The 18,260-nt window shown below is 66.1% G+C and carries 18 protein-coding genes; 11 read left to right on the plus strand and 7 right to left on the minus strand.

The genetic code is table 11. From position 1 onward, the window contains the following. Window positions 1–62: 62 nt before the first annotated feature. Entirely contained in the window at window positions 63–893 is an 831-nt protein-coding gene (locus tag SD37_RS43440; RefSeq protein WP_201788879.1) for a helix-turn-helix domain-containing protein, read from the minus strand. Window positions 894–949: 56 nt separating this feature from the next. On the opposite strand from SD37_RS43440, the gene SD37_RS09780 reads away from it, so the two are divergent. After that, on the plus strand, window positions 950–1,537 hold the full coding sequence (locus tag SD37_RS09780; protein ID WP_044851398.1) for a DinB family protein: 588 nt from the start codon (window positions 950–952) through the stop codon (window positions 1,535–1,537). A gap of 87 nt (window positions 1,538–1,624) precedes the next feature. Here SD37_RS09780 and SD37_RS09785 read toward each other — a convergent pair whose 3' ends face one another. Genes SD37_RS09785 through SD37_RS09795 form a run of 3 tightly spaced genes read right to left on the minus strand, consistent with a single transcriptional unit; the run spans window position 1,625 to window position 4,618 of the window. Further along, window positions 1,625–2,833 carry a cytochrome P450 gene (locus SD37_RS09785; RefSeq protein WP_044851399.1) on the minus strand — a complete coding sequence of 403 codons (1,209 nt, stop codon included), beginning with the start codon at window positions 2,831–2,833 and terminating at the stop codon, window positions 1,625–1,627. A gap of 20 nt (window positions 2,834–2,853) precedes the next feature. Further along, complete coding sequence (locus tag SD37_RS09790; protein ID WP_044851400.1) at window positions 2,854–3,825, minus strand: aldo/keto reductase; 972 nt, start codon at window positions 3,823–3,825, stop codon at window positions 2,854–2,856. Beyond that, window positions 3,797–4,618 carry an SDR family NAD(P)-dependent oxidoreductase gene (locus SD37_RS09795; RefSeq protein ID WP_044851401.1) on the minus strand — a complete coding sequence of 274 codons (822 nt, stop codon included), beginning with the start codon at window positions 4,616–4,618 and terminating at the stop codon, window positions 3,797–3,799. Before SD37_RS09795 ends, SD37_RS09790 begins: the two co-directional genes overlap by 29 nt. 280 nt (window positions 4,619–4,898) lie before the next feature. Between SD37_RS09795 and SD37_RS09800 the strand changes: the two genes are divergently transcribed. Both SD37_RS09800 and SD37_RS09805 read left to right on the plus strand, forming a co-directional pair. Next, window positions 4,899–5,228, plus strand: a complete 330-nt coding sequence (locus tag SD37_RS09800) for a hypothetical protein (protein WP_145926568.1) — start codon at window positions 4,899–4,901, stop codon at window positions 5,226–5,228. 44 nt (window positions 5,229–5,272) lie between these two features. Next, window positions 5,273–5,569 (plus strand): WXG100 family type VII secretion target, encoded by a 297-nt coding sequence (locus SD37_RS09805; RefSeq protein ID WP_044851403.1) that lies wholly within the window; start codon window positions 5,273–5,275, stop codon window positions 5,567–5,569. A 261-nt stretch (window positions 5,570–5,830) separates the two neighbouring features. Here the strand turns inward: SD37_RS09805 and SD37_RS09810 are convergent, their stop codons facing one another. Beyond that, on the minus strand, window positions 5,831–7,024 hold the full coding sequence (locus SD37_RS09810; protein WP_044851444.1) for a phthiocerol/phthiodiolone dimycocerosyl transferase family protein: 1,194 nt from the start codon (window positions 7,022–7,024) through the stop codon (window positions 5,831–5,833). 650 nt (window positions 7,025–7,674) lie between these two features. Here SD37_RS09810 and SD37_RS09815 point away from each other — a divergent pair. Genes SD37_RS09815 through SD37_RS09830 form a run of 4 tightly spaced genes read left to right on the plus strand, consistent with a single transcriptional unit; the run spans window position 7,675 to window position 11,041 of the window. Next, complete coding sequence (locus SD37_RS09815; RefSeq protein WP_044851445.1) at window positions 7,675–8,625, plus strand: dihydrodipicolinate synthase family protein; 951 nt, start codon at window positions 7,675–7,677, stop codon at window positions 8,623–8,625. A 46-nt stretch (window positions 8,626–8,671) separates the two neighbouring features. Continuing rightward, on the plus strand, window positions 8,672–9,697 hold the full coding sequence (locus tag SD37_RS09820; RefSeq protein ID WP_236725451.1) for a beta/alpha barrel domain-containing protein: 1,026 nt from the start codon (window positions 8,672–8,674) through the stop codon (window positions 9,695–9,697). Then, entirely contained in the window at window positions 9,690–10,418 is a 729-nt protein-coding gene (locus tag SD37_RS09825; protein WP_044851404.1) for an HAD family hydrolase, read from the plus strand. Before SD37_RS09820 ends, SD37_RS09825 begins: the two co-directional genes overlap by 8 nt. Continuing rightward, window positions 10,415–11,041: a LysE family translocator gene (locus SD37_RS09830; RefSeq protein WP_044851405.1), complete on the plus strand. Its 627-nt coding sequence runs from the start codon at window positions 10,415–10,417 to the stop codon at window positions 11,039–11,041. The genes SD37_RS09825 and SD37_RS09830 overlap by 4 nt, the downstream gene beginning before the upstream one ends. 3 nt (window positions 11,042–11,044) lie before the next feature. Here the strand turns inward: SD37_RS09830 and SD37_RS09835 are convergent, their stop codons facing one another. Beyond that, the gene (locus SD37_RS09835) at window positions 11,045–13,576 is read right to left on the minus strand and encodes an alpha/beta fold hydrolase (RefSeq protein ID WP_167369623.1); all 2,532 of its coding nucleotides are present in this window, start codon (window positions 13,574–13,576) and stop codon (window positions 11,045–11,047) included. Between the two features lie 241 nt (window positions 13,577–13,817). On the opposite strand from SD37_RS09835, the gene SD37_RS09840 reads away from it, so the two are divergent. From SD37_RS09840 to SD37_RS09855, 4 genes are all read left to right on the plus strand, one after another. Then, the gene (locus SD37_RS09840) at window positions 13,818–15,122 is read left to right on the plus strand and encodes a nucleotide disphospho-sugar-binding domain-containing protein (protein WP_044851406.1); all 1,305 of its coding nucleotides are present in this window, start codon (window positions 13,818–13,820) and stop codon (window positions 15,120–15,122) included. Window positions 15,123–15,299: 177 nt separating this feature from the next. Beyond that, complete coding sequence (locus SD37_RS09845; protein ID WP_145926569.1) at window positions 15,300–16,301, plus strand: aldehyde dehydrogenase family protein; 1,002 nt, start codon at window positions 15,300–15,302, stop codon at window positions 16,299–16,301. 110 nt (window positions 16,302–16,411) lie between these two features. Next, complete coding sequence (locus SD37_RS09850; protein WP_044851407.1) at window positions 16,412–16,594, plus strand: hypothetical protein; 183 nt, start codon at window positions 16,412–16,414, stop codon at window positions 16,592–16,594. Window positions 16,595–16,652: 58 nt separating this feature from the next. Continuing rightward, complete coding sequence (locus tag SD37_RS09855; RefSeq protein ID WP_083254915.1) at window positions 16,653–17,432, plus strand: S1 family peptidase; 780 nt, start codon at window positions 16,653–16,655, stop codon at window positions 17,430–17,432. Between the two features lie 195 nt (window positions 17,433–17,627). Here SD37_RS09855 and SD37_RS09860 read toward each other — a convergent pair whose 3' ends face one another. After that, window positions 17,628–17,849 (minus strand): hypothetical protein, encoded by a 222-nt coding sequence (locus SD37_RS09860; RefSeq protein ID WP_065912782.1) that lies wholly within the window; start codon window positions 17,847–17,849, stop codon window positions 17,628–17,630. Window positions 17,850–18,260 lie beyond the last annotated feature (411 nt).

The following is an 18,260-nucleotide window of genomic DNA, read 5'->3' on the forward strand; positions in this document are numbered from 1 at the left end:
AACGAATTTCCGGTGCAGGACGCTAGGTCTCAAAGCGTGAAATACGCGCCTGGGGAAAACGCTCAGTGATGGTGATCGCGGGCGAACTGGGCCGGCGTCTGGCCGTAGTGGCGACGGAACATCCGGATGAAGTGGCTGCTGTCGGCGAACTGCCAGTGTGCCGCGATCTCCGAAACCGTGGGGTGGGACGGCGAGAGGAGTGCGCGACGCGCCTGCTCGAGGCGACGTCGGCGGATGTACGCCGCGACAGGCTCGCCGGTTGACGCGAAGGCCCGATGCAACGTTCGCAGCGAGACCTTGAGGTGGCGCGCCAGCAGCGCTGGTGTCAGGTCCGGGTCGGTGAGTAGCTGATCGGCGAGGTTGCCGGCCGCGTGGACCAGCGGGACGGCCAGACCGGGTTCGGCGCCGTCGAGATATCCGTGCAAAACCCCGCGGACCAGCTCCACCAATGCGTTGCGGCTGGCGTGGACGCCACCATCGCTGAGGTCGCCGCGTGTCGCGTGGACAACACTCGTGTGTGCCAGCAGCATTTGAACTTCCGCGGCGGCGGCCGGGCCGGTCGCTTGCGTGCCGTCGGCGAACAAGCCCAGCGCCTCGGCGGGCAGCCCGATCACCTGGGCGGTCGTGCCCGCGGCGACGTCGTAGCCGGTGAACCCGGTCGAGCGGCTCAGCAGGAACTGGCCGGCGTCGACAGTTATCGTGTCGCGTTCACGTTTGAGGATGTAGGTGCCACGATGCACCACGTAGAGCCGCAGTTCGCCGGTGTCGGGAAAGGCGGAATCGACCCGTACGCGCGTGGCGGTTTCGAAGTCTGTGATGACTGAGTCCCCGACGCGGGAGGTGAGGCCACGAACGGCGGCTCCGGCTGTGGCTTCGTGCTGGAAAGCGGGCAACGTGAAACCGTCGCCGATCTGTGCTTCCCAGCCGTCGCGGAAGGTAAGGTCGAGACGTGGATCCGAAAATCTATTTACACCTGTACTTGCAGCAGGTGCGCGACGTCCTGGTGTGGAAACTCGACGGCCTGTCCGAGTACGACGCGCGCCGTCCGCTCACCCCGACCGGAACGAATCTGCTCGGACTGGTGAAACACCTGACGGGCAACGAGTTCGGCTATTTCGGCGAAGTGTTCGACCGACCCGCCCACGCGGGGGAGTGGCTGGTCGACCGCGCTCAATCAGAGGATTTCCTCGCCCGTCCCGAGGAGACACGCGAGGACATCATCGCGGAGTACAAACGGTCGTGGGAGCACGCTGACGCCACCATCGCGGCACTCGATCTCGACTCACCCGGCAAGGTGCCCCATTTTCCCGAAGGCATGCGCGATGTGACCTTGCAGTGGATGCTCGTCCACATGATCACTGAGACCTGCCGGCACGCTGGTCACGCCGACATCGTCCGCGAGCTCATCGATGGCCGCGCCGGCTTCCACCCCACGGTCAGCAACCTTCCCGACGGGTGGTCCGAGTTCCACGATCGTGTCGAGATCGCGGCACGTGAGGCGGCCCGTATCACCGGCGACCGCGCGTTGGACACGTAGTCTGGGCTGAAGGAGGCTTTCGCCGCTTCTGATGCGGTGATGGGCCCCTTCGCGTCTTGCTGGTCGCGCGCACGCGAAGTCGCTGGATCAGTCGAGTATCGCGGGCAACCCGTCAAGGCGGCGCATGAACGATCCGGGCCGCCAGGTCAGGTCTGCGAAAGGCTTCGCGAGTCGGGTTCGCGGGAATCTGGTGAGCAGCGTCCGCAGCGCCGTTTCGGTTTCCAGCCTGCCTAAGCCGGCGCCGAGGCAGCGATGCGCCCCATGGCCGAACCCCAGATGCCCGCGCGTTTCGCGTTCGATGTCGAAGTTGTCCGGGTCCGGGAACCGGGCCGGGTCACGATTCGCCGCGCCGGGGGAGACCGCGATCATCTCACCGGCCGGGATCGCCACGCCGCTCAACTCGAGGGGCTTCTCGGAGAATCGCGGGGGCAGCAGCTTGAACGGTGACTCGTAGCGCACGATCTCTTCGACGGCCGGGCCGAACAGATCCGGCGAGGCCAGCAGTTTCCGCACCGTGCCCGGCCGGTCGAAAAGCAAGGCGAGCCCGGTCCCGATGGCGGTCGCCGGTTCGGAGCCGCCGATGAGCAGTACCACGAACGTGGAGGCCAGCTCGTCGGCGTCCATGGTGCCTTCCGCCTCGTGTATCCGCAGCAGCCGGGTGAACAGATCGTCTCCCGGCTCGTGTTTCTTCAGTTCGATCATGCGGAGTGCGAGTTCGTGGAGGCGGTGGGCGCCGTCTTCCGCCTCGGCGACGCTGCTGCCGGTCAGCATCGACATCTGCCAATCAGGGAACCCCTCGCGCTCGTGTGCGGGTAGTCCCAGCAGGTCGGCGAGCACGGTGGTGACCAGCGGCCGGGCATAAGCCGCGATCAGGTCGACCGGTTCGCCCAGTGGAAGGCGGTCGAGCAGTGCCGTGGCGGTGCGTTCGATGGCAGGCCGCAGGCGGGCCACGCGGGTCGGGCTGAACTCTCCGCTCAGCTGCGCCCGGAGCCTGCGGTGGTCGGCGCCGTCGCGATCGAGCAGGCTGCGACGGGACCGGTGCGCGAGTTTGGCGCTGTGGTCGGGCCGGAGAATGGACTGCGGGACCACTCTCTTCCGGTGCTGCACGATGTCCTTGCACGCGCTGGGATCGGCGAGACTCGTGCGGGCGTCGGCATATCCGGTGACGACCCACATCCGGAACCCGTTGACCTGGACGGGTACTGCGGGAGCCGTGTCCCGCAGTCCGTCGAAGACCGCATAAGGACAGGCGGTGTATTGGGATGTCGCGAGGTACTTCGGTCGGTTCTCTGCCATGACGATGTCCTGCCCACAGGTCAGATGCTGACTTCTGGATAGCCTCTCCGCGGCGCGGAGATCTCGTCGAGCCTGCGCCGATGCTCCTCGGGCATGCAGAAGTCCGCGCCGGCCAGCGTCTCATCGAGTTGCTCGGTCGTCCGCGCGCCGACCAGCGGGGCGACCACGCCCGCACGATCACGAAGCCAGGCCAAGGACGCGACGACCGGGCTCACGCCGAGTTCGGTGGCGACGGACACCACGGCCTCGACGATGCGGGCCGCTCGATCGTTGAGATGCCTGCCCACGTACCACTTGAAGTACCGGCTGTTCGTCCGCTCCTCCGGTACGCCGTCTCGGTACTTCGCGCTCAACACGCCCCTGCCCAGCGGAGCCCAGGGGAGAATGCCGAAACCCAGGTTCGTCGCGGCCGGCACCACCTCCCGTTCGACGCCTCGTTCGAGCAAGGAGTACTCCACCTGCGCGCTGGCCAGCGGACCGGTGTTCTTGCCCGCCTGGCTGACCGCGACGGCGGCCGTCTGCCAGCCCGAATAGTTGCACACCCCGACATAGCGGGCTTTTCCCGAGATGATCGCCGTGTCGACGGCTTCGAGGGTCTCTTCCATCGGGACCTTCTTGTCCCACGCGTGCAATTGCCAGAGGTCGACGTGATCGGTGCCCAACCGGGAAAGTGAAGCGTTCAAGGCACTCAGCAGGTAAGCGCTCGAGGCGTTCGCGGACGGCCTCCCGTCGATGATGACGCCCGCGGATTTGGTGGCCAGAACGAGGGAATCCCGGGGTACACCTGCACCGAACATCCGGCCGATCATCCGTTCGGCTTCACCGGCGCCGTAGACGTCCGCCGTGTCCAGCAGGTTGCCGCCGGTGTCGAGGTAGGCGGCCAGTTGGCTACGTGCGGAGTCGTAGTCGGTGGTCGTGCCCCAGGTCGAACTGCCGAGACCCAGTGGCGAGACGATCAGGTCGCTACCGCCGAGCCTGCGTGACTTTTCCATCTGACGAAGCCCTTCGCTCGTGAACCAGCGCGTCGAGGTCGTCCTCGGCGTTGATGACGTGTCCGGTCAAAACGTCAGCGTCCCCGCGTGCCAAGCGCACCAAGCAACCGACGACGGTTTCGAGCGGGACGAAGGCGCCGGAGTCGCGGGCTTCGATCGCCCAACGGGCGATTCGGTTCAGCCAGGGATCGGCGTCACCGGCGAACCGCATGCCCGCGCTGGTGAGCCCGGCGTCGACCATCCCAGGGTTGTAGCTGAGCACCGTGACACCCGAGGAGCGCAGTTCGGCGGCCAGGTTCTCTGAGAGTTTCACCAAGGCTGCCTTGGACACCGAGTAGGCGGTGGCGTATGGCCAGCGTTTGATTCCGGCAGGGCTGACAAGATTGATGATCCGGCCTCGGCGCGCCGGGATCATCACTTTCAAGGCGGCCTGCGCACTGACCAGCGGACCGGCGACGTTGACCTGCTGGGCACGCCACCAGGCGTCGAAGTCGACCTCGGCGGTCGGCCCGACCGGCCCGGGGTCGACGGCGTTGTTGACGAGCACGTCCAGCCTGCCGGTGCCGTCCATGATCCGTGCGACGACGTCACGCATGGCGCCGCCGTCCGCGACGTCGGCGCGGATCGCCTCGACGAGGATGCCGTCCCCGGTCAGCTTTTCGACGGTTTCGTCCAGCGCCACGGCATCCCGCCCGGTGACGAACACCCGCGCGCCCGCCTGCCCCAGCGCCTCGGCGAACGCGCGGCCCAGTCCCTTGCCGCCACCGGTGATCAGCACCGTCGAGTCCCGCATGAGATGAGGCCTCCGTCGGTGTCGGTGGGGCCGGCCAGGTTCGATCCCGTTCCGGGTGACCCTCACAGCGGAAAAAGCGCCAGGCAACCGAACTTGCCCGATCATCGGCATCGGAACGTTCGTTCGGGCACGTCAGACGCTCGGCCGATTCCAGGGCCGGCGGTTCATGGGGGGAGTTCCGCCCCTTCGCCGCTCTCCACTCGCATGGTCACCCACACGGCACTTCGAAATCTAACGTGACGGTTGTAGACGTGTCTCGCACCGAACACCAAGGAGAATCATGCCCAAGGGAACACAGGTAAGCGAAACAACAGTCAATGCGCAGGCACAAATGCACGAGGCCAAGCGCGACGAAATCGGCGACAGGCTCAACAACGTCCTCCACACCATCAACGAGGTCAAGGCGTCGAGCCGCAGTGGCCTGACGATGGCGCTTGCGGAGGCGGGCGAGAGGTGGACCACGGCGGTGCGGAAGTCGGTGCTCGCGCACATGACCGCGATGGCGGAGAACATCCGCAGGGCAGCGTCCGATCAGAACCAGGCCGACGAGGAAAACGTGAAGGCGGTCAACAACCTCCCGATCGCCACGTCGGCCTTCCTGGGCAACTAAGAGCCCCTACCCAACGACGCACAGGTCTTTGAAAGGAAATATCGATGGCTGACGACGCTATCAAGTATGACTACGAAAAGCTCGAATTGGCGTTCGAAGAGCTGGTGAAGATCGTGGCGCAGGTCGAACAGACCCTCGACGACCAGCGTTCCCAGGTCCGGAGTGTGATGGCGGACTGGCACGGTAACACCGCGGACGCCTACCAGTCGCTGTGCAATGACCTCGACAAGGACATGGACGGCAACCTGGAATCGCTGTTGGTCCTGAAGAAGACCGCGCATGAAGGTGCCGCGCGTATGCAGCAGGCAGACGCCGATGGCTCGAAGAGGGTTTCCCTCTGATGACACGCCGCATCTGAACTTGTCCAGGAAGACACGGCATCGGGCGTTTCCGTCGCCCGGCGCCGTGTCTTCCCCTTATGGTCCGGTTTGCCGACAGTTGCTCGGGCGGATGATGGACGACATGTCGGCCTGCAGCGCGTTGCGCGCGCGGACCAGCAGCGGAAAAGTGCCAAGCAACGCCTGACCACCGAAACCTGCCCGATCATCGGCATCGGAACGTTCGTTCGGGCAAGCCGGGCGAGTGGCGTAGTCGCCGCCTCGTCAGCTGCTCACGCGTGAGCGCAGCGCGGCCTCGACCGAAGACACGACCGCGCCGATCTCCACCGGATCGTGGAAAGCGCGGTCGTAGACCACATCGAGCATGAGCCGCCCGCTCACCGTGGCCGCGAACATGGCGGGCACCGGGCCGTGCAGTGTGGCGGCGACGCGGCTGCCGGTGAGGCGCAGGCCGTCGGGCAGCACGGGATCCTCCGCGACACCGATGTTCGACACCATGAACGTCATGGGCGGCGGGGGCGCGGGTGCGACGCACTGCGCCAGCAGGGCGCGTTGTGGTTCGTCCCGTTCGAGAGCCATGCGCAGGCTTTCGGCCACGCGCGACCCGACGTCGGCAGGCAGGTCGTCCGTGGTGACCGGGACGGTGACCAGGCAAGGCAGTGCGCCGCAGAGCTGGGCGTCCGGTTCTATCGGCGGGACAAGCCGTTCGCGCAGATCCACCGGGATGCACAAGGTCGCAGGCTGGGGGTCGCTGGTTGCCCGAAGCCGTGCTCGCACCGCGGTGGACACGGCTCCGCACAACAGATCCGTGACCGAGATCCGGCTCGCGCGGGCCAGTGCGACGACCTCGGCCGTCGGTCCGGGATCGAATTCGATGTGGTGTACTCCGAAGCCGGACGAGGGGGTGGCGGCACTGCCGGAAAGAACCATTGTCTCTCCGGGCACACCGGCAGGCTCCGGCCATCCGTGCGGGTAGTGCCCGTAGAAGCGTTCTTCCAACCCAGGTTCGAACACCGGGCGCGGTGCGGACCGCGGGACTTCGCCGCGCAGTAAGGCGCCGTAGATGTCGAGAAGAGTGCGCGTCAGTATGTGCACCAGGCGCCCGTCGGAAACGGCATGGTCGACGGCGAGTGTCAGTTCCGTCGTGTCAGCCGTTTCGTACAGCGACAACCGGCTGATCGCACCGTCCTCGTGACGTTGAGCGATGTCGTACTCGAACGTGTCAGCGCCCTTGGCCACCTTCGGCATGCTGTCTCGCAGTGCGAGCCGGAAACCGTCTGGGCCTCCGAGAATCCCGCAGCGCAACAGCGGGTACTCGTGGCTGAGCCGCTGCCACGCGCTTTCGAGCACCACCGGCTCGAAATGCCCGGTGAACGAGGTGCGGACCACGACCGGGCCGAACCCCGCGAGGATGAAGGCCGTCTCGCTGACCGTCAGCGCCCGTTCGGTGGTGGTCATCGGTTCCTTCTTGTCGCTCATGGCCGGCAGCCGCCGGCTGGAACCTCCCCCAATGCCGAGGCACTCGCAACGCCCCTGGCTGAAACCTGCCCGGTTTTCCCGAACGGATGACCAGTCGTGTCGGCCCCGCGTGAGCGTTCGTCCAAAGGAAATGAACGAAAGGGTAAAATTGCCTTCGCTCCCCGGGGCCTGGGTTTATTCTGAATTACTGTCCTGTGACCCAGGCCAACTCGTCCGGTCCGGCCTCGGCCATGATGTCGCCGGTTCGGTAGAAGCCGTCCGTGACGTCACGCCGCTTTGAAGTATCCGGGTAACAAGGCCAGTACCAGTGATAGTCGACCCACGAACCATGATCGTCACGAACTGTGACTGGAGTACTGGGCAGCGTCGGCGACCCCGGGCGATGAATCTGGTGATCAGGTGCCGAACCCTTGGGGTAGCAGGTTTTCATTTCTTGACTTTGCATCAACTACACGGGCTTTTGTTCTTTCTCTTTGGTGGAAGGTGCACATTACCAGCGCGATCATTGACCTCTCGGTGTCCGCTGTCGAACACTTGACCGGTCATCGTACCTCTGGCGCAGCGCATTTCGATGCTGCTGCGACGTCTCGTGCCAGAGCGGAAATACTTTGAGAGGTCAAATGTCCGATATGGCGGTCGAGTTGCCTGACAGGGCTGTCCAGAGCATCCAGAAGGTCGCAGGGGTGCTACCCGTTCTCCTGATGCCCTTCACCGAGGACGGTTCCGCGGTCGATGAGGACGACTTTCTCGCTCAGGCCGCACACAATCTCGACGTGGGCTGCGACGGATTCGTCGTGGGCCAGGTATCCGAGGTGCTCCGGCTGACCCACACCGAACGTCTGCGCGTCGCGGAACTGTGCGGCATGGCCACTCAGGGGCGGGGCGTCTCAGTGATGAGTACAGGGGCAGAAAGTCCTGAAGCGGCTGTGGAGTACTCCCGGCACGCCCAGAACGCCGGGGTTGACGCGCTCCTCGTGATGCATCCGGCGACCGTCGCCCTCGACGACGACGGCATGGTCGACTACTACAGCCAGGTAATCGAGGCTGTGGACATCCCGGTGCTGGTTTTCCACGCCCCGAATCTCGCCAAGCGGCCCCTCACCATCAACGCGCAGGTGCGCCTGCTGGAGCGGTACGGCGAGGAGCGGGTGATGTTCAAGCCCGAGGCGCAGCCAACGCCACCCAGGGTGAGTGCCCTGCGCGACGCCACCGCCGGCCGGGCACGGATCTTCGAGGGCGATGGCGGCATGATGCTCCTCGACAGCCACCGGCGCGGCCTGGCGGGCGTGATCCCGGCCACCGAGATCGCCGAGATCACGGTGACGCTGTGGCGGCTGCTTCACGAGGGCCGACGCCGGGATGCGGAACGTCTTGGCCATCCGCTCGCCTACCTCATGTGTCACATGCTGAACAGCACTGACCATTACCTGGCCCTGGCCAAGCGCTTTCTCAAAGAGCGCGGGCTGATCCGTTCCACGCACGTCCGCGGGCCCAGCCGGCACGTCGTGGACGACGAGACGTGGGCCGAGACCTATCGCACCTACACAGATCTCTTGGCGACCGCCGAGGAGCTCCGGTGACAACCTTCACCGGACTGCTCCCTGACATGGAGGGGAAGTGACTGAGATGTCGCGAGAGTCACTGACCATTGTGGACTGTACTCTGCGCGACGGTGGCTATCACACCAATTGGGAATTTGGTCGCTCCCTGGTCGAGGAGTACTTGGCTGTTTGCCCGCGCCTCGGGATCGACGTGGTCGAGCTGGGCTACGTGCGGTTCACTGCGAATCGGGCGGGGCCATATGGACAGCTGCCCAAGGGGCTCACCGCGAATCTGCGTACCGCGCTCCCCACAGACCACCGACTGCGCTTCGCGGCGATGGTCGACGCGGAGGACTTTGCGTGCGTGCCTGGGGCAGAGGCAGGTCGTAGACTCGCCGAAAAGCTCGCCACTGGAGCGCTCCCCGTGGACGTGGTGCGGATCGCTGTGCGGTACGACAAAATGGCAGCTGTAGCCGAGGCGGTCGCCGCTGTCCGAGACGCCGGTTTCCGCGTCTGTCTGAACCTCATGCAGATCGACCTCGCCTCGACCCGGGAAGTCGTCCAGTGCCTGGCTGCGACCCGCGACATGGGGTCGCTGGAGGCTCTTTACCTTGCCGACTCACTCGGTTCATTGACCCCAGCACGCACGATCGAGCTCGTCAGTGCCTTCTGCGCTGGGCAAGCCGCACCGGTCGGCATCCATGCCCACGACAATCAGGGCCTCGCGCTGCACAACACTCAGGTCGCCATTGAAACAGGTGCGCGATGGGTGGATGGGACGGTGCACGGGATGGGGCGCGGCGCGGGCAACACTCGCACCGAACAGCTCCTGGTTCTGCTCGGATCAGGCCCGGACGAGCTGCAGCCGCTGCTGGACCTGATCGTCCGCCACTTCCACCCTCTCATGGAGGACTACCGCTGGGGTGCGAGCGGACTGTACGTCCTCGCGGGGCTTCACCGGATACACCCCACATACGTCCAGCGGATCGAGCGGAACGCTACCCTCGGGCCCGAAGAGAAATTGCGGGCGATGGCTTTCTTGGCCGGTTCGGCGGCGCACCGCTTCACCGTCGATACGCTGGATTACGCGCTTGGGTCCATTCGTGACTGACAGCCTGCAGGATGTACTGGCCGCCCATGCTGTCGTCATATTCGATCTCGATGGGGTTCTCGTTGACTCCAACGAAATGAAAGCGCAGTGCATACGCGCGACGTTCGCCGCCTTTCCCGAAGAACTTGTCGGCGAGTTCGTTGAGGAGTTCCGCCGCACCTTCGGCCGATCACGGCGGGAGCACTTCTCGTGGTTCCACTCCCGAAGCATCCGGCACGGGCTCGCCGAGGCAAACGCCGAGGAGTTCTACCTGACATACGCCGGCATCTACGCGAACCTGTTGGCCACCTCCTACCCAAGGGCGCCGCTATGCGCCCACGCGGACCGATTGGTCATTCGCCTGTCAACCCGCGGAGTCCCGCTTCACGTGGCCACCGGCACACTCACTGCGGAGGCGAACGCCGTTCTCAAGCATGCCGGCCTCGGAGCCGCCTTCCACTCGGTTCTCGGGGGCGAAGAGCCCAAGGCCCGGCGTATCGAGCAGATCCTGGCAACCTCGGGCGTGGCGCCTGGCGAGGCCGTACTGCTCGGCGACACGCGGCAGGACGCGCTGGCCGCGGACGAGGCAGGGTGCGACTTCGTGCTCGTCTCGCGGTATGGATTCTTCCCGCCCGAAGAGGTCCTTCGGGGCCGCGCCGGACGCGACGATCTCGTCGTCGCCGACCTCGACCCGGACGCGCCGGTCCCGCCTCGTGGCCGGCACACTCCGGGGCGGGCATGAACACCTCGACGTCGGCCACCTTGTTCTCGGTGACCTTCGTGTATCTGGCGGCCACCATGACGCCCGGGCCGAACTTCGTCTACTTGACCAGTATCGCCTCAACGAGCCCGCGACGAATTGCCCTCAGCGCGGCCCTCGGAATGACCACCGGCACACTGGTGCTGGCCAGCCTGGGAGCACTCGGAACAGCCGCTCTGCTGGGACGGTCGCCGGTGTTCGACGTCGTGCTGCACGCGGCGGGCGGGCTTTACCTCGCGTATCTGGGTGTCAAATTGTGGCGCGGCGCGCGCAGGGGCGTGACAGAGTTCAATAAGGAGCAGGGCGCCTCGCCTCAGCGCACTTATCTGACAGGTATGGTCACGGTGCTGAGTAACCCCAAGGGAGTGATCTTCTTCGGCAGCGTGCTCACCACACTGGTGCCGCCATCGGCGTCCTCAGCGCTCCGCGTGGCCGCGACACTGGCTATCGTCGTGTCTTCGCTGTGCTGGCATTCTTTCGTTGCCGTGATCTTTTCGACTGCCGCTGTCCAATCGTTTTACAGTCGGCTGAAACCTTTCATGAACAGAGTGTTCGGAGCGGTACTCGTCGGCCTCGGCGTCGCCCTCGTCGCATCCATCGCCTGAACCTCAGTCGCCTGCTGGGGCACAGGTCGCGGTCGGCACGCGCCCGACGGGCACTCCCTGGTTCGGCTGACGACCGAGCCAATCCGAGATCGCTCTCGCGGCAGGCCGGAGCATTGTCATGTGGTGGCCCGGTACCACGGTGCGGGAATGTGGCTGTGCCGGTGACCAGTCGAAAGGCGAGTCTTCGGCCGATACGTAGAGGATCGGCACCGAGAGGGCGGGCGAGGCCCACTCACGCAGCAGTCGCAGGTAGCTGCCCGTCGCACTCAACCTCGTCATGCCCACCGCGCTGACACCCAGCGACCGTTCCCGGTCGACGGCGATGTTCAGCACCACGGGGAACTCTTCACGGAAGACCTCGGGAGCAGGCCAAGGCGAGTCGAGCAGCACCACGCCCACGGGAGGCCGTTCGCCCAGACGCGTGGCGACCAGCTGGGCGATCCATCCGCCGGAGGAATGTCCGCACAAGACATACGGACGGCCGCCGTCCACCAGGCCGGTGACCGCTCTCTCGTGAGCCGCCGCCAGCGCGGCGAGGTCGGCGGGCAGCCGCTGTCCCACCGTGTAGCCGGGGTTCTCGAGCGCGTACACGGTGTGGGCTCCGGCCAGTTCTTCGGCGAACTCCGCATAGTCGGTGGGAGCGCTGAGGGGAAGAATGGGCGGGAAGCAGATCACCATGGGCGAGTCCGGCCCTTCGGCGAGACACTGCACCTCAGACGTCGCCGCTTCGTCCTCGGTGAAGACCTCCCGCAGCCGCGCCGCGGCCAGCAGCAGCGAGGCGGCGGCCGTCGGATTCGTGTCCGTCAAAAGGCGGTAGACCTGCTCGAAATCCTCGGGCAGTTCCGACCGCTCGCCCACGCGCAGCCGGTTCGCCAGCGCCAGTGGCGTCGGGTGGTCGAACGCGACGCTGGTCGGCAGCGACCTGCCGCCTGCCCTGCTCAACTCGATGCTGAACCGGATCGCGTCGGCGGAATCGAATCCGTAGTCGTGAAACGTCGTGCCGGGTGCGATGAGGTCGGTCCTGCCGAGTACGCGCGCGGCGCAGGTGCGAACGAGTGTCAGCGGATCCGGCACCGGAGCCGGGCGGGAGGCATTGTCCGGGGTGGTGGCGATCAGGTTCGCGAGCAGCTTGCGGCGCAGCTTCCCCGTCGGCGTGGTCGGAATCTCGTCCACGGTGACCACTTCGAGCGGGATCTTGTACTCGGCCAGACCCGCGGCGCGCAGGGCGCCGGCGACGTCGTCGAGTTCGACGCCGGGCTGTTCCACGACCAGGCATGGGTACTCACCCAGCCGGTCGTCGGCCTTGCCCACCACGGCGATGCGCCCCAGATCCAGTTCCGCCAGCAGGTCCTCCACCTCGCGGACGGCGAACTTGCGCCCGCCCACGTTGATGAGCTCGCTCGACCGGCCCAGACAGACCACGCCGCCGTCCGGCTCCAGCCGGGCGAGGTCACCGGTGCGCAGCCAGCCGTCCGCGGTGATGGCCACCTCGGTGATCTCCGGCTCGCCGAGGTAGCCGTGGAACAGCGACGAGCCTCGGAACTGCAGCTCGCCTTCGACGACACGCACCTGAGCACCGTCGATCGGCTTGCCTACATAGCCAGACACGTCGGGGTCCTCCGTGCGGGTGAACGTGCCGGCGCCGACCTCGGACATGCCCCATTGCACGATCAACTCGGCTCCGAGCGTCCGGCGGACATCGTCGCGCAGCTTCGGCGGCGTCGCCGCACCCGCGGTGCGCACGCTTCGCAGGCGCACCTGCGCCAGTTCGGCCTGCCTGGTGATCAGGTCGGCCACCTGGGCTGGGACGGCGTACAGCGCGGTGGCGCCGGCGGCTGCGGCCAGCGTGGCGAAATGGGCTACGTCCCATGCCGGAAGCAGTGCTTGCCCGGCGCCCACCACCAGGCTCACGTGCAGTGCGCTGAGCCCGAACAGATGGCTGAAAGCGCCGGCGCTGAGCACGACGTCCGAGCCGTCCACCGACGCGTCGGCCGCGACCGCGGCGGCGTTGGACAGCAGGCCGTCATGGCTGTGCAAGCACAACTTCGGCCGATTGGACGTGGTACCGGAGGAAGGCACGACCAAGAGCGGCGAGCTCGGGTCGACTTCGACCGGGCGCGCTGAGCAACCCTGCCCGTCAGCCAGCACTTGCGACCAGACCTGCTGGTCGACGAACAGTTCCGGAGTCACCCGGTCGAGCAACGAGTCGACCTCGGCCTTCCCGTATGCGGTGTGCAGTGGCACCAGTACCGCCCCGGCCGCGGCCACGGCCGTATGCAGGGTCAGGAACTCCCAGCTGTTGGGCAGCCGGGCCGCCACCACGGAACCAGGACGCACGCCGCGCCGCTGCAGCCCAGCCACGAGCGTGTCGGTTTCCACTTGCCATTGCCGGAACGTCCAGTGCCGATCGCCGGTCGTCGCCGCGAGCGCGGCAGGCGCACTCGCGGCCCTGGCCGCGAGCAGGCCTGGCAACGTCAATCCCAGCAAAGAGGTCCGAGGCGGCTCGAGGAGATAGTCGGAGCTGGTGATCGCCATCATTACCCGCCCGTCGAGAATTCGCGTGCCCGCAGGGATCTGATACTTCGTGATCCGTCAGACCGCGGCAAGGGCGGAAAATTGATATGCACTTAAGGTCAAGATGATTATCCGAAAGTGCCTTGAATCTCGATCGGCGACCTGCCTGGAAACGCGTGATGTTGCGCTGACGGATGGCGAACTCGATGATGGTGAAGGCCACCTCGCGGAAACCGGCGGCCGAGGCGATCTGGAGCTGACGATGAGTAGAGTGATCATGGCGTCCACTCCTCTGCTGGGGCATACGCTCCCGCTGTTGCCGATCTGCCGCGGCCTGGTCGAACTCGGGTACGACGTAACCTTTCTCAGTGGCAGGGTCATGCGTGATCACATCGAACCGACCGGAGCCCGCTTCCGGGCCTTGCCCGGTGTGGCGGACTTCGACGGGAACAACGTGCCCGAGCTCTTCCCCGCGTTCGTGCGGGCCGGCGAATCCGGTGACAACAACGACTTCGCCGCGAAAGACATCTTCATCCCGCCGATTCCCGACCAGTTCACGGCACTGCAGGACATCCTCGCTGAGGGAGACCCTGCCGACACGGTCGTCGCCCACGAAGTCTTCTTCCACGGCACGTGGCCCACTCTGCTCGGTGCCCCTGGTATCCGGCCTGCCGGGGTGATCGGCCTGGGTGTTTCCGTTCTCGCTCTGGGCAGTGAGGACACCGCGCCGTACGGTCTCGGCATGTTGCCGGACACCTCCGCGAAAGGAATTCAGCGAAACAAGCGTCTCTACGAAGCGGAGTACCAGAAGTACATTCCGGTTCAGGAGATACTCGACCGAACCCTCGCCGAACTCGGCGCCACGAGAAAAGCGCCATTCTATTGGGACGGGCATTCCCTGCTGCCACAGGCCACCCTTCAAATGGGACCGCCCGCTCTCGAATATCCCCGTGCGGGGATGCCCGAGCACATCCGGTTCATCGGGCGCGTTCCCGACACGGTCGGCGAGTTCACCCCACCGGACTGGTGGGTTGACGTCGAGCAGGCCGAGCGGGTCATCTTCGTGACACAGGGGACAGTGAACAACAGCGATCTCGACCAGCTGATCACACCCGCCATGACGGCTCTGGAAAGAGAGGACGCGCTGGTCGTCGTGACGCTGGGCGGCAGGCCCGTCCCGCGATCGCTCGTGGTTCCCGCGAACGCCAGGGTCGCGTCTTACCTGCCCTACCGCGCGGTCCTGCCGTTCACCGACGTGATGATCAGCAACGGCGGCTTCGGCGGGGTGCACACCGCGCTCTCCTCGGGGGTGCCACTCATCGTCGCCGGACAGACCGAAGACAAACCCGATGTGACCGCCAGGGTCGAGTGGGCGGGTGCCGGCGTCAACCTGCGGACGGGCCACCCGGCGCCGGAGGACCTCAAGAACGCGGTGGACGCCGTCCTCGGTGACCCTGCCTACCGGCGGACCGCGTGCCGGATCCAACGCGAGTATGAGGAACGGGACGCTCTGGACCAGGTCCAGGCCACCATTGAACGATTCCTGGCCGGGGCGCGGCGCGGCTGACGCACGGCTCGCGATCCAGGTCTCCGCCTCCGCTCCTTCCCTGTGTCAGGAAACGGGCTCAGTCACGCTGTCCAGAATCTCGCGGACCATTCAATCGGACCGCACCGGAAAGGTCGACATGAAAGCCTTGCGCGAGCCGGTCGAAACGGAGTTCTCGCCCACTGGACGGCCGTGTTCATGCCGTCCAACATCCCGCACTACGCCTGCGTGCTGTACCTGCTGATCCCCAGCCTGTACAGCGAGAACGTGGTCTTCCGGCCATCCAGCCACATCCGCGGCGCGCTGGGCCGCCTGCACGAACTGCTGTCGGCCGTGCACGGACTGCCGATCCAGCTTTCCGTCAGCACACAGCGCGAGTTCGTCTCCGGCCCGGTCGCCGAAGCCGACCTCGTCGTGTTCACCGGCACCAACGCCAACGCGGAGAAGATCCGGACCCGGATCGCCGGTGCCCAGCTGTTCGTCTACTTCGGACAGGGCATCAACCCGCTGATCGTCGGGCCGGGCGCGGACATCGACCTGGCCGCCCGCGACGCCGTGGACATCCGCCTGCTGAACTCGGGCCAGGACTGCTTCGGCCCGGACGTCTTCTTCGTGCACGAATCGGTCAGCGAGGAGTTCCACTCCCTGCCGGCCAAGCGGATCGACGAGCTGAAGTTCGGCGCCAACGACGACCCGGACGCCGACTACGGCCCGATGCACTACGAGCAGGCGTTCGGCTACGCGCTGGAATACCTGCACGGCAACGCGGCGCACATCGTGCGCGGCGGGCGCGTCGACGTCGGCGGGCGGCACCTGGAACCGACCGTGCTCAGCCGGGACCTCGCCGGGGTCAAGACCAACTTCGAGGAGCTGTTCGCGCCGATCTTCAACGTGCTGCGGTACACCGGTCAGGAGGAGTTGCACGCCGTCCTCTCCTCGCCCTTCTTCGACGAACGCGCGATGGGCGCGATGGTGTATGGCGACCTTCCGGAGACCGTCGAACTGCTCGCCAAGCGTCACGAGGTGTGCCTCGACACCACGTTGCTGCAGACCGAGAACGGCAACGCGCCGATGGGCGGACGTGGGATCATCGCGAACTACGTGGCCTTCGGTGGCAGGCGCACGGCCGAGCCGCTACTCGTCTCCAAGGCGGTCGCGGACTACCTGCGGCAGGGTTCCGAGCGACGCGAGACGGCATGAGCGTGCCGCCTCCACGGCGACGTCATCTGGGAGACCATCCGCCCGATGGGCGAAGCCGCCTTCCTGGGCGGGGCCGGTGACATCAAGGAGCACGGCGGAGGAACGCCCGGTTGGACGCGGCGACCCGGCGTCCGGACGGCCACGACTTTCTCCCCGACGGCGCGGTCGGCGCCGATGCCGGTGGCAAGCCCGTCGCGGCGGACTGCAAGGGGACACCGAGTCGTGCGGAGCGGTCACGCCGGGTCGACTATTCGGCCGATATCGACCCGGCCGCTGAGCCGATCCGGTCATGATCTTCGCCCTATAGTGTGATGAACGTAGTAAGTCGTCGTCTGCGGGGAGGTCGCGACAATGCTTCGCAAAACAGGGACTTTGGCGGTCGGGCTGGCCGCGGCGGGAGCGATGCTGATCCCGGGGGTCGCCTCGGCAGCCGATGGGCCGACGCCCTTCGTCATCGGCGGGCACGACGCGACCGAGGACTACTCGTTCATGGTGTCGCTGCAACAGGGCGGGAACCATTTCTGCGGCGGTTCGCTGATCAGCGAGAACTGGGTGGTGACCGCGGCGCATTGCGTGAGGAAAGCGCAGCCGGGGGAGATCAGGACCAGGATCGGGGCGCGAAAGCACAACAGCGGGGGCACCGAGACCGGCGTCAGCCGGATCATCGTGCACCCCGACTTCGCCGGGCATAACCCGCCGGGCGGGGACATCGCGTTGGTGCGGTTGGACAAACCCGTGACCGAGAAGCCGATCAAGATCGCCGGGGCGGTGGGCGGCACGGGGACGGCGACCCGGATCCTCGGCTGGGGTGAGCACTGCGCCGACGAGAACTGCGGGGTGCCGGAGATCCTCCAGGAGCTGGACACCAAGGTCAGGCCGGGGGAGGATTGCCGAAATCTGGCCACGGGCAAGGAGATCTGCACCGGTTCCGACACGCCGGACGCGATGGGCTGCTACGGCGACTCGGGCGGACCGCAGATCAAGGGCAGGCCGGGCGAGTGGGAACTGGTGGGCGCCACCAGCCGCGACGGTGACGCGGACCCGAAGTGCGCCAGCGGTCTGGGCATCTGGACCGACGTGACGGTGTACCGGGACTGGATCGCCGAGCAGCAGGCGAGCAGCGTGGCGTGACAAACGGGCGGGGACGGTGACGCGACCGTCCTCGTCCGTTCGCCGCGATCGGTCATCGGGGCGCGAGTTCCTCCAAAGAGGACAGTGACGCCTTGTGCAGGTTCGAGATTATGTTCCTCGGCTTGTCCGTGGTTCTTTGCCGTGTCCAGGTCAGTTCGCCATCGGCGCCGACGGTGTACGAGTGCTCTGTCATGGTCAGTCGGTGCGGCGGGCTTCGCGCCAGATCGGCTGGACCAGGTCTTGTCTGTCGAGAGTGACTGGCTGTCCGAGCTTGCTGTAACCGTGCCGGGCGAAGAAACCTACCAGTTCCTTGCTCGAGGCTTCGCCGTACACGTCTTGACCGCGCTCGTCGAGGATTCGATGGTGGTGGTCGAGCAGCCGGGAGCCGGCTCTTTTGTTACGGTCCGTGGACCGCACGGCGACCAGCGCACCGTATTGGTGAGGCGTGCTCGGGCGGCGCTCTAGCAGCACCGTTTCGAACCGGTTGAAGGTGTCGTAGCAAGGGCCGGTGTCCTGGCGGCGGGAATTGTTCGGCGAGCCGTCTTCCCGCGCTCCACGCGAGTACGTTGTCTTTGCTCTCCACAAGGCGGCGCTCTATTCCGCGCGACCGTCGGTACTTCAGTGTGGACTCCGGTGCGAAGGTCGTCCGTCCGAGACCGCTGCGGTGGCGTGTCGTCACGAATGTGACATTGGTGCAGGGTCGCCTCACGTTTGCGCACCTCGTCGCTTGCTGCGTTTTGCGATGGGGGCGAACCTGTCACTGTTGCTGTGGGTGTCCCGATGAAGAGTTTCCAGTCGGTGTGACGCAGATCGGGCAGTCGACGTCGA

The sequence above is a fragment of the Amycolatopsis orientalis genome, assembly GCF_000943515.2.
GTDB lineage: Bacteria > Actinomycetota > Actinomycetes > Mycobacteriales > Pseudonocardiaceae > Amycolatopsis > Amycolatopsis orientalis.

Bases quoted from the DNA above. Each gene is read 5' to 3' on its own strand.
- SD37_RS09835 (WP_167369623.1), bottom strand. From the start codon at position 13,576: ATGGCGATCACCAGCTCCGACTATCTCCTCGAGCCGCCTCGGACCTCT.
- SD37_RS09830 (WP_044851405.1), top strand. From the start codon at position 10,415: ATGAACACCTCGACGTCGGCCACCTTGTTCTCGGTGACCTTCGTGTAT.
- SD37_RS09840 (WP_044851406.1), top strand. From the start codon at position 13,818: ATGAGTAGAGTGATCATGGCGTCCACTCCTCTGCTGGGGCATACGCTC.
- SD37_RS09820 (WP_236725451.1), top strand. From the start codon at position 8,672: ATGTCGCGAGAGTCACTGACCATTGTGGACTGTACTCTGCGCGACGGT.
- SD37_RS09855 (WP_083254915.1), top strand. From the start codon at position 16,653: ATGCTTCGCAAAACAGGGACTTTGGCGGTCGGGCTGGCCGCGGCGGGA.
- SD37_RS09805 (WP_044851403.1), top strand. From the start codon at position 5,273: ATGGCTGACGACGCTATCAAGTATGACTACGAAAAGCTCGAATTGGCG.
- SD37_RS09810 (WP_044851444.1), bottom strand. From the start codon at position 7,024: ATGACCACCACCGAACGGGCGCTGACGGTCAGCGAGACGGCCTTCATC.
- SD37_RS09845 (WP_145926569.1), top strand. From the start codon at position 15,300: ATGCCGTCCAACATCCCGCACTACGCCTGCGTGCTGTACCTGCTGATC.
- SD37_RS09815 (WP_044851445.1), top strand. From the start codon at position 7,675: ATGGCGGTCGAGTTGCCTGACAGGGCTGTCCAGAGCATCCAGAAGGTC.
- SD37_RS09795 (WP_044851401.1), bottom strand. From the start codon at position 4,618: ATGCGGGACTCGACGGTGCTGATCACCGGTGGCGGCAAGGGACTGGGC.
- SD37_RS09800 (WP_145926568.1), top strand. From the start codon at position 4,899: ATGCCCAAGGGAACACAGGTAAGCGAAACAACAGTCAATGCGCAGGCA.
- SD37_RS09785 (WP_044851399.1), bottom strand. From the start codon at position 2,833: ATGGCAGAGAACCGACCGAAGTACCTCGCGACATCCCAATACACCGCC.
- SD37_RS09790 (WP_044851400.1), bottom strand. From the start codon at position 3,825: ATGGAAAAGTCACGCAGGCTCGGCGGTAGCGACCTGATCGTCTCGCCA.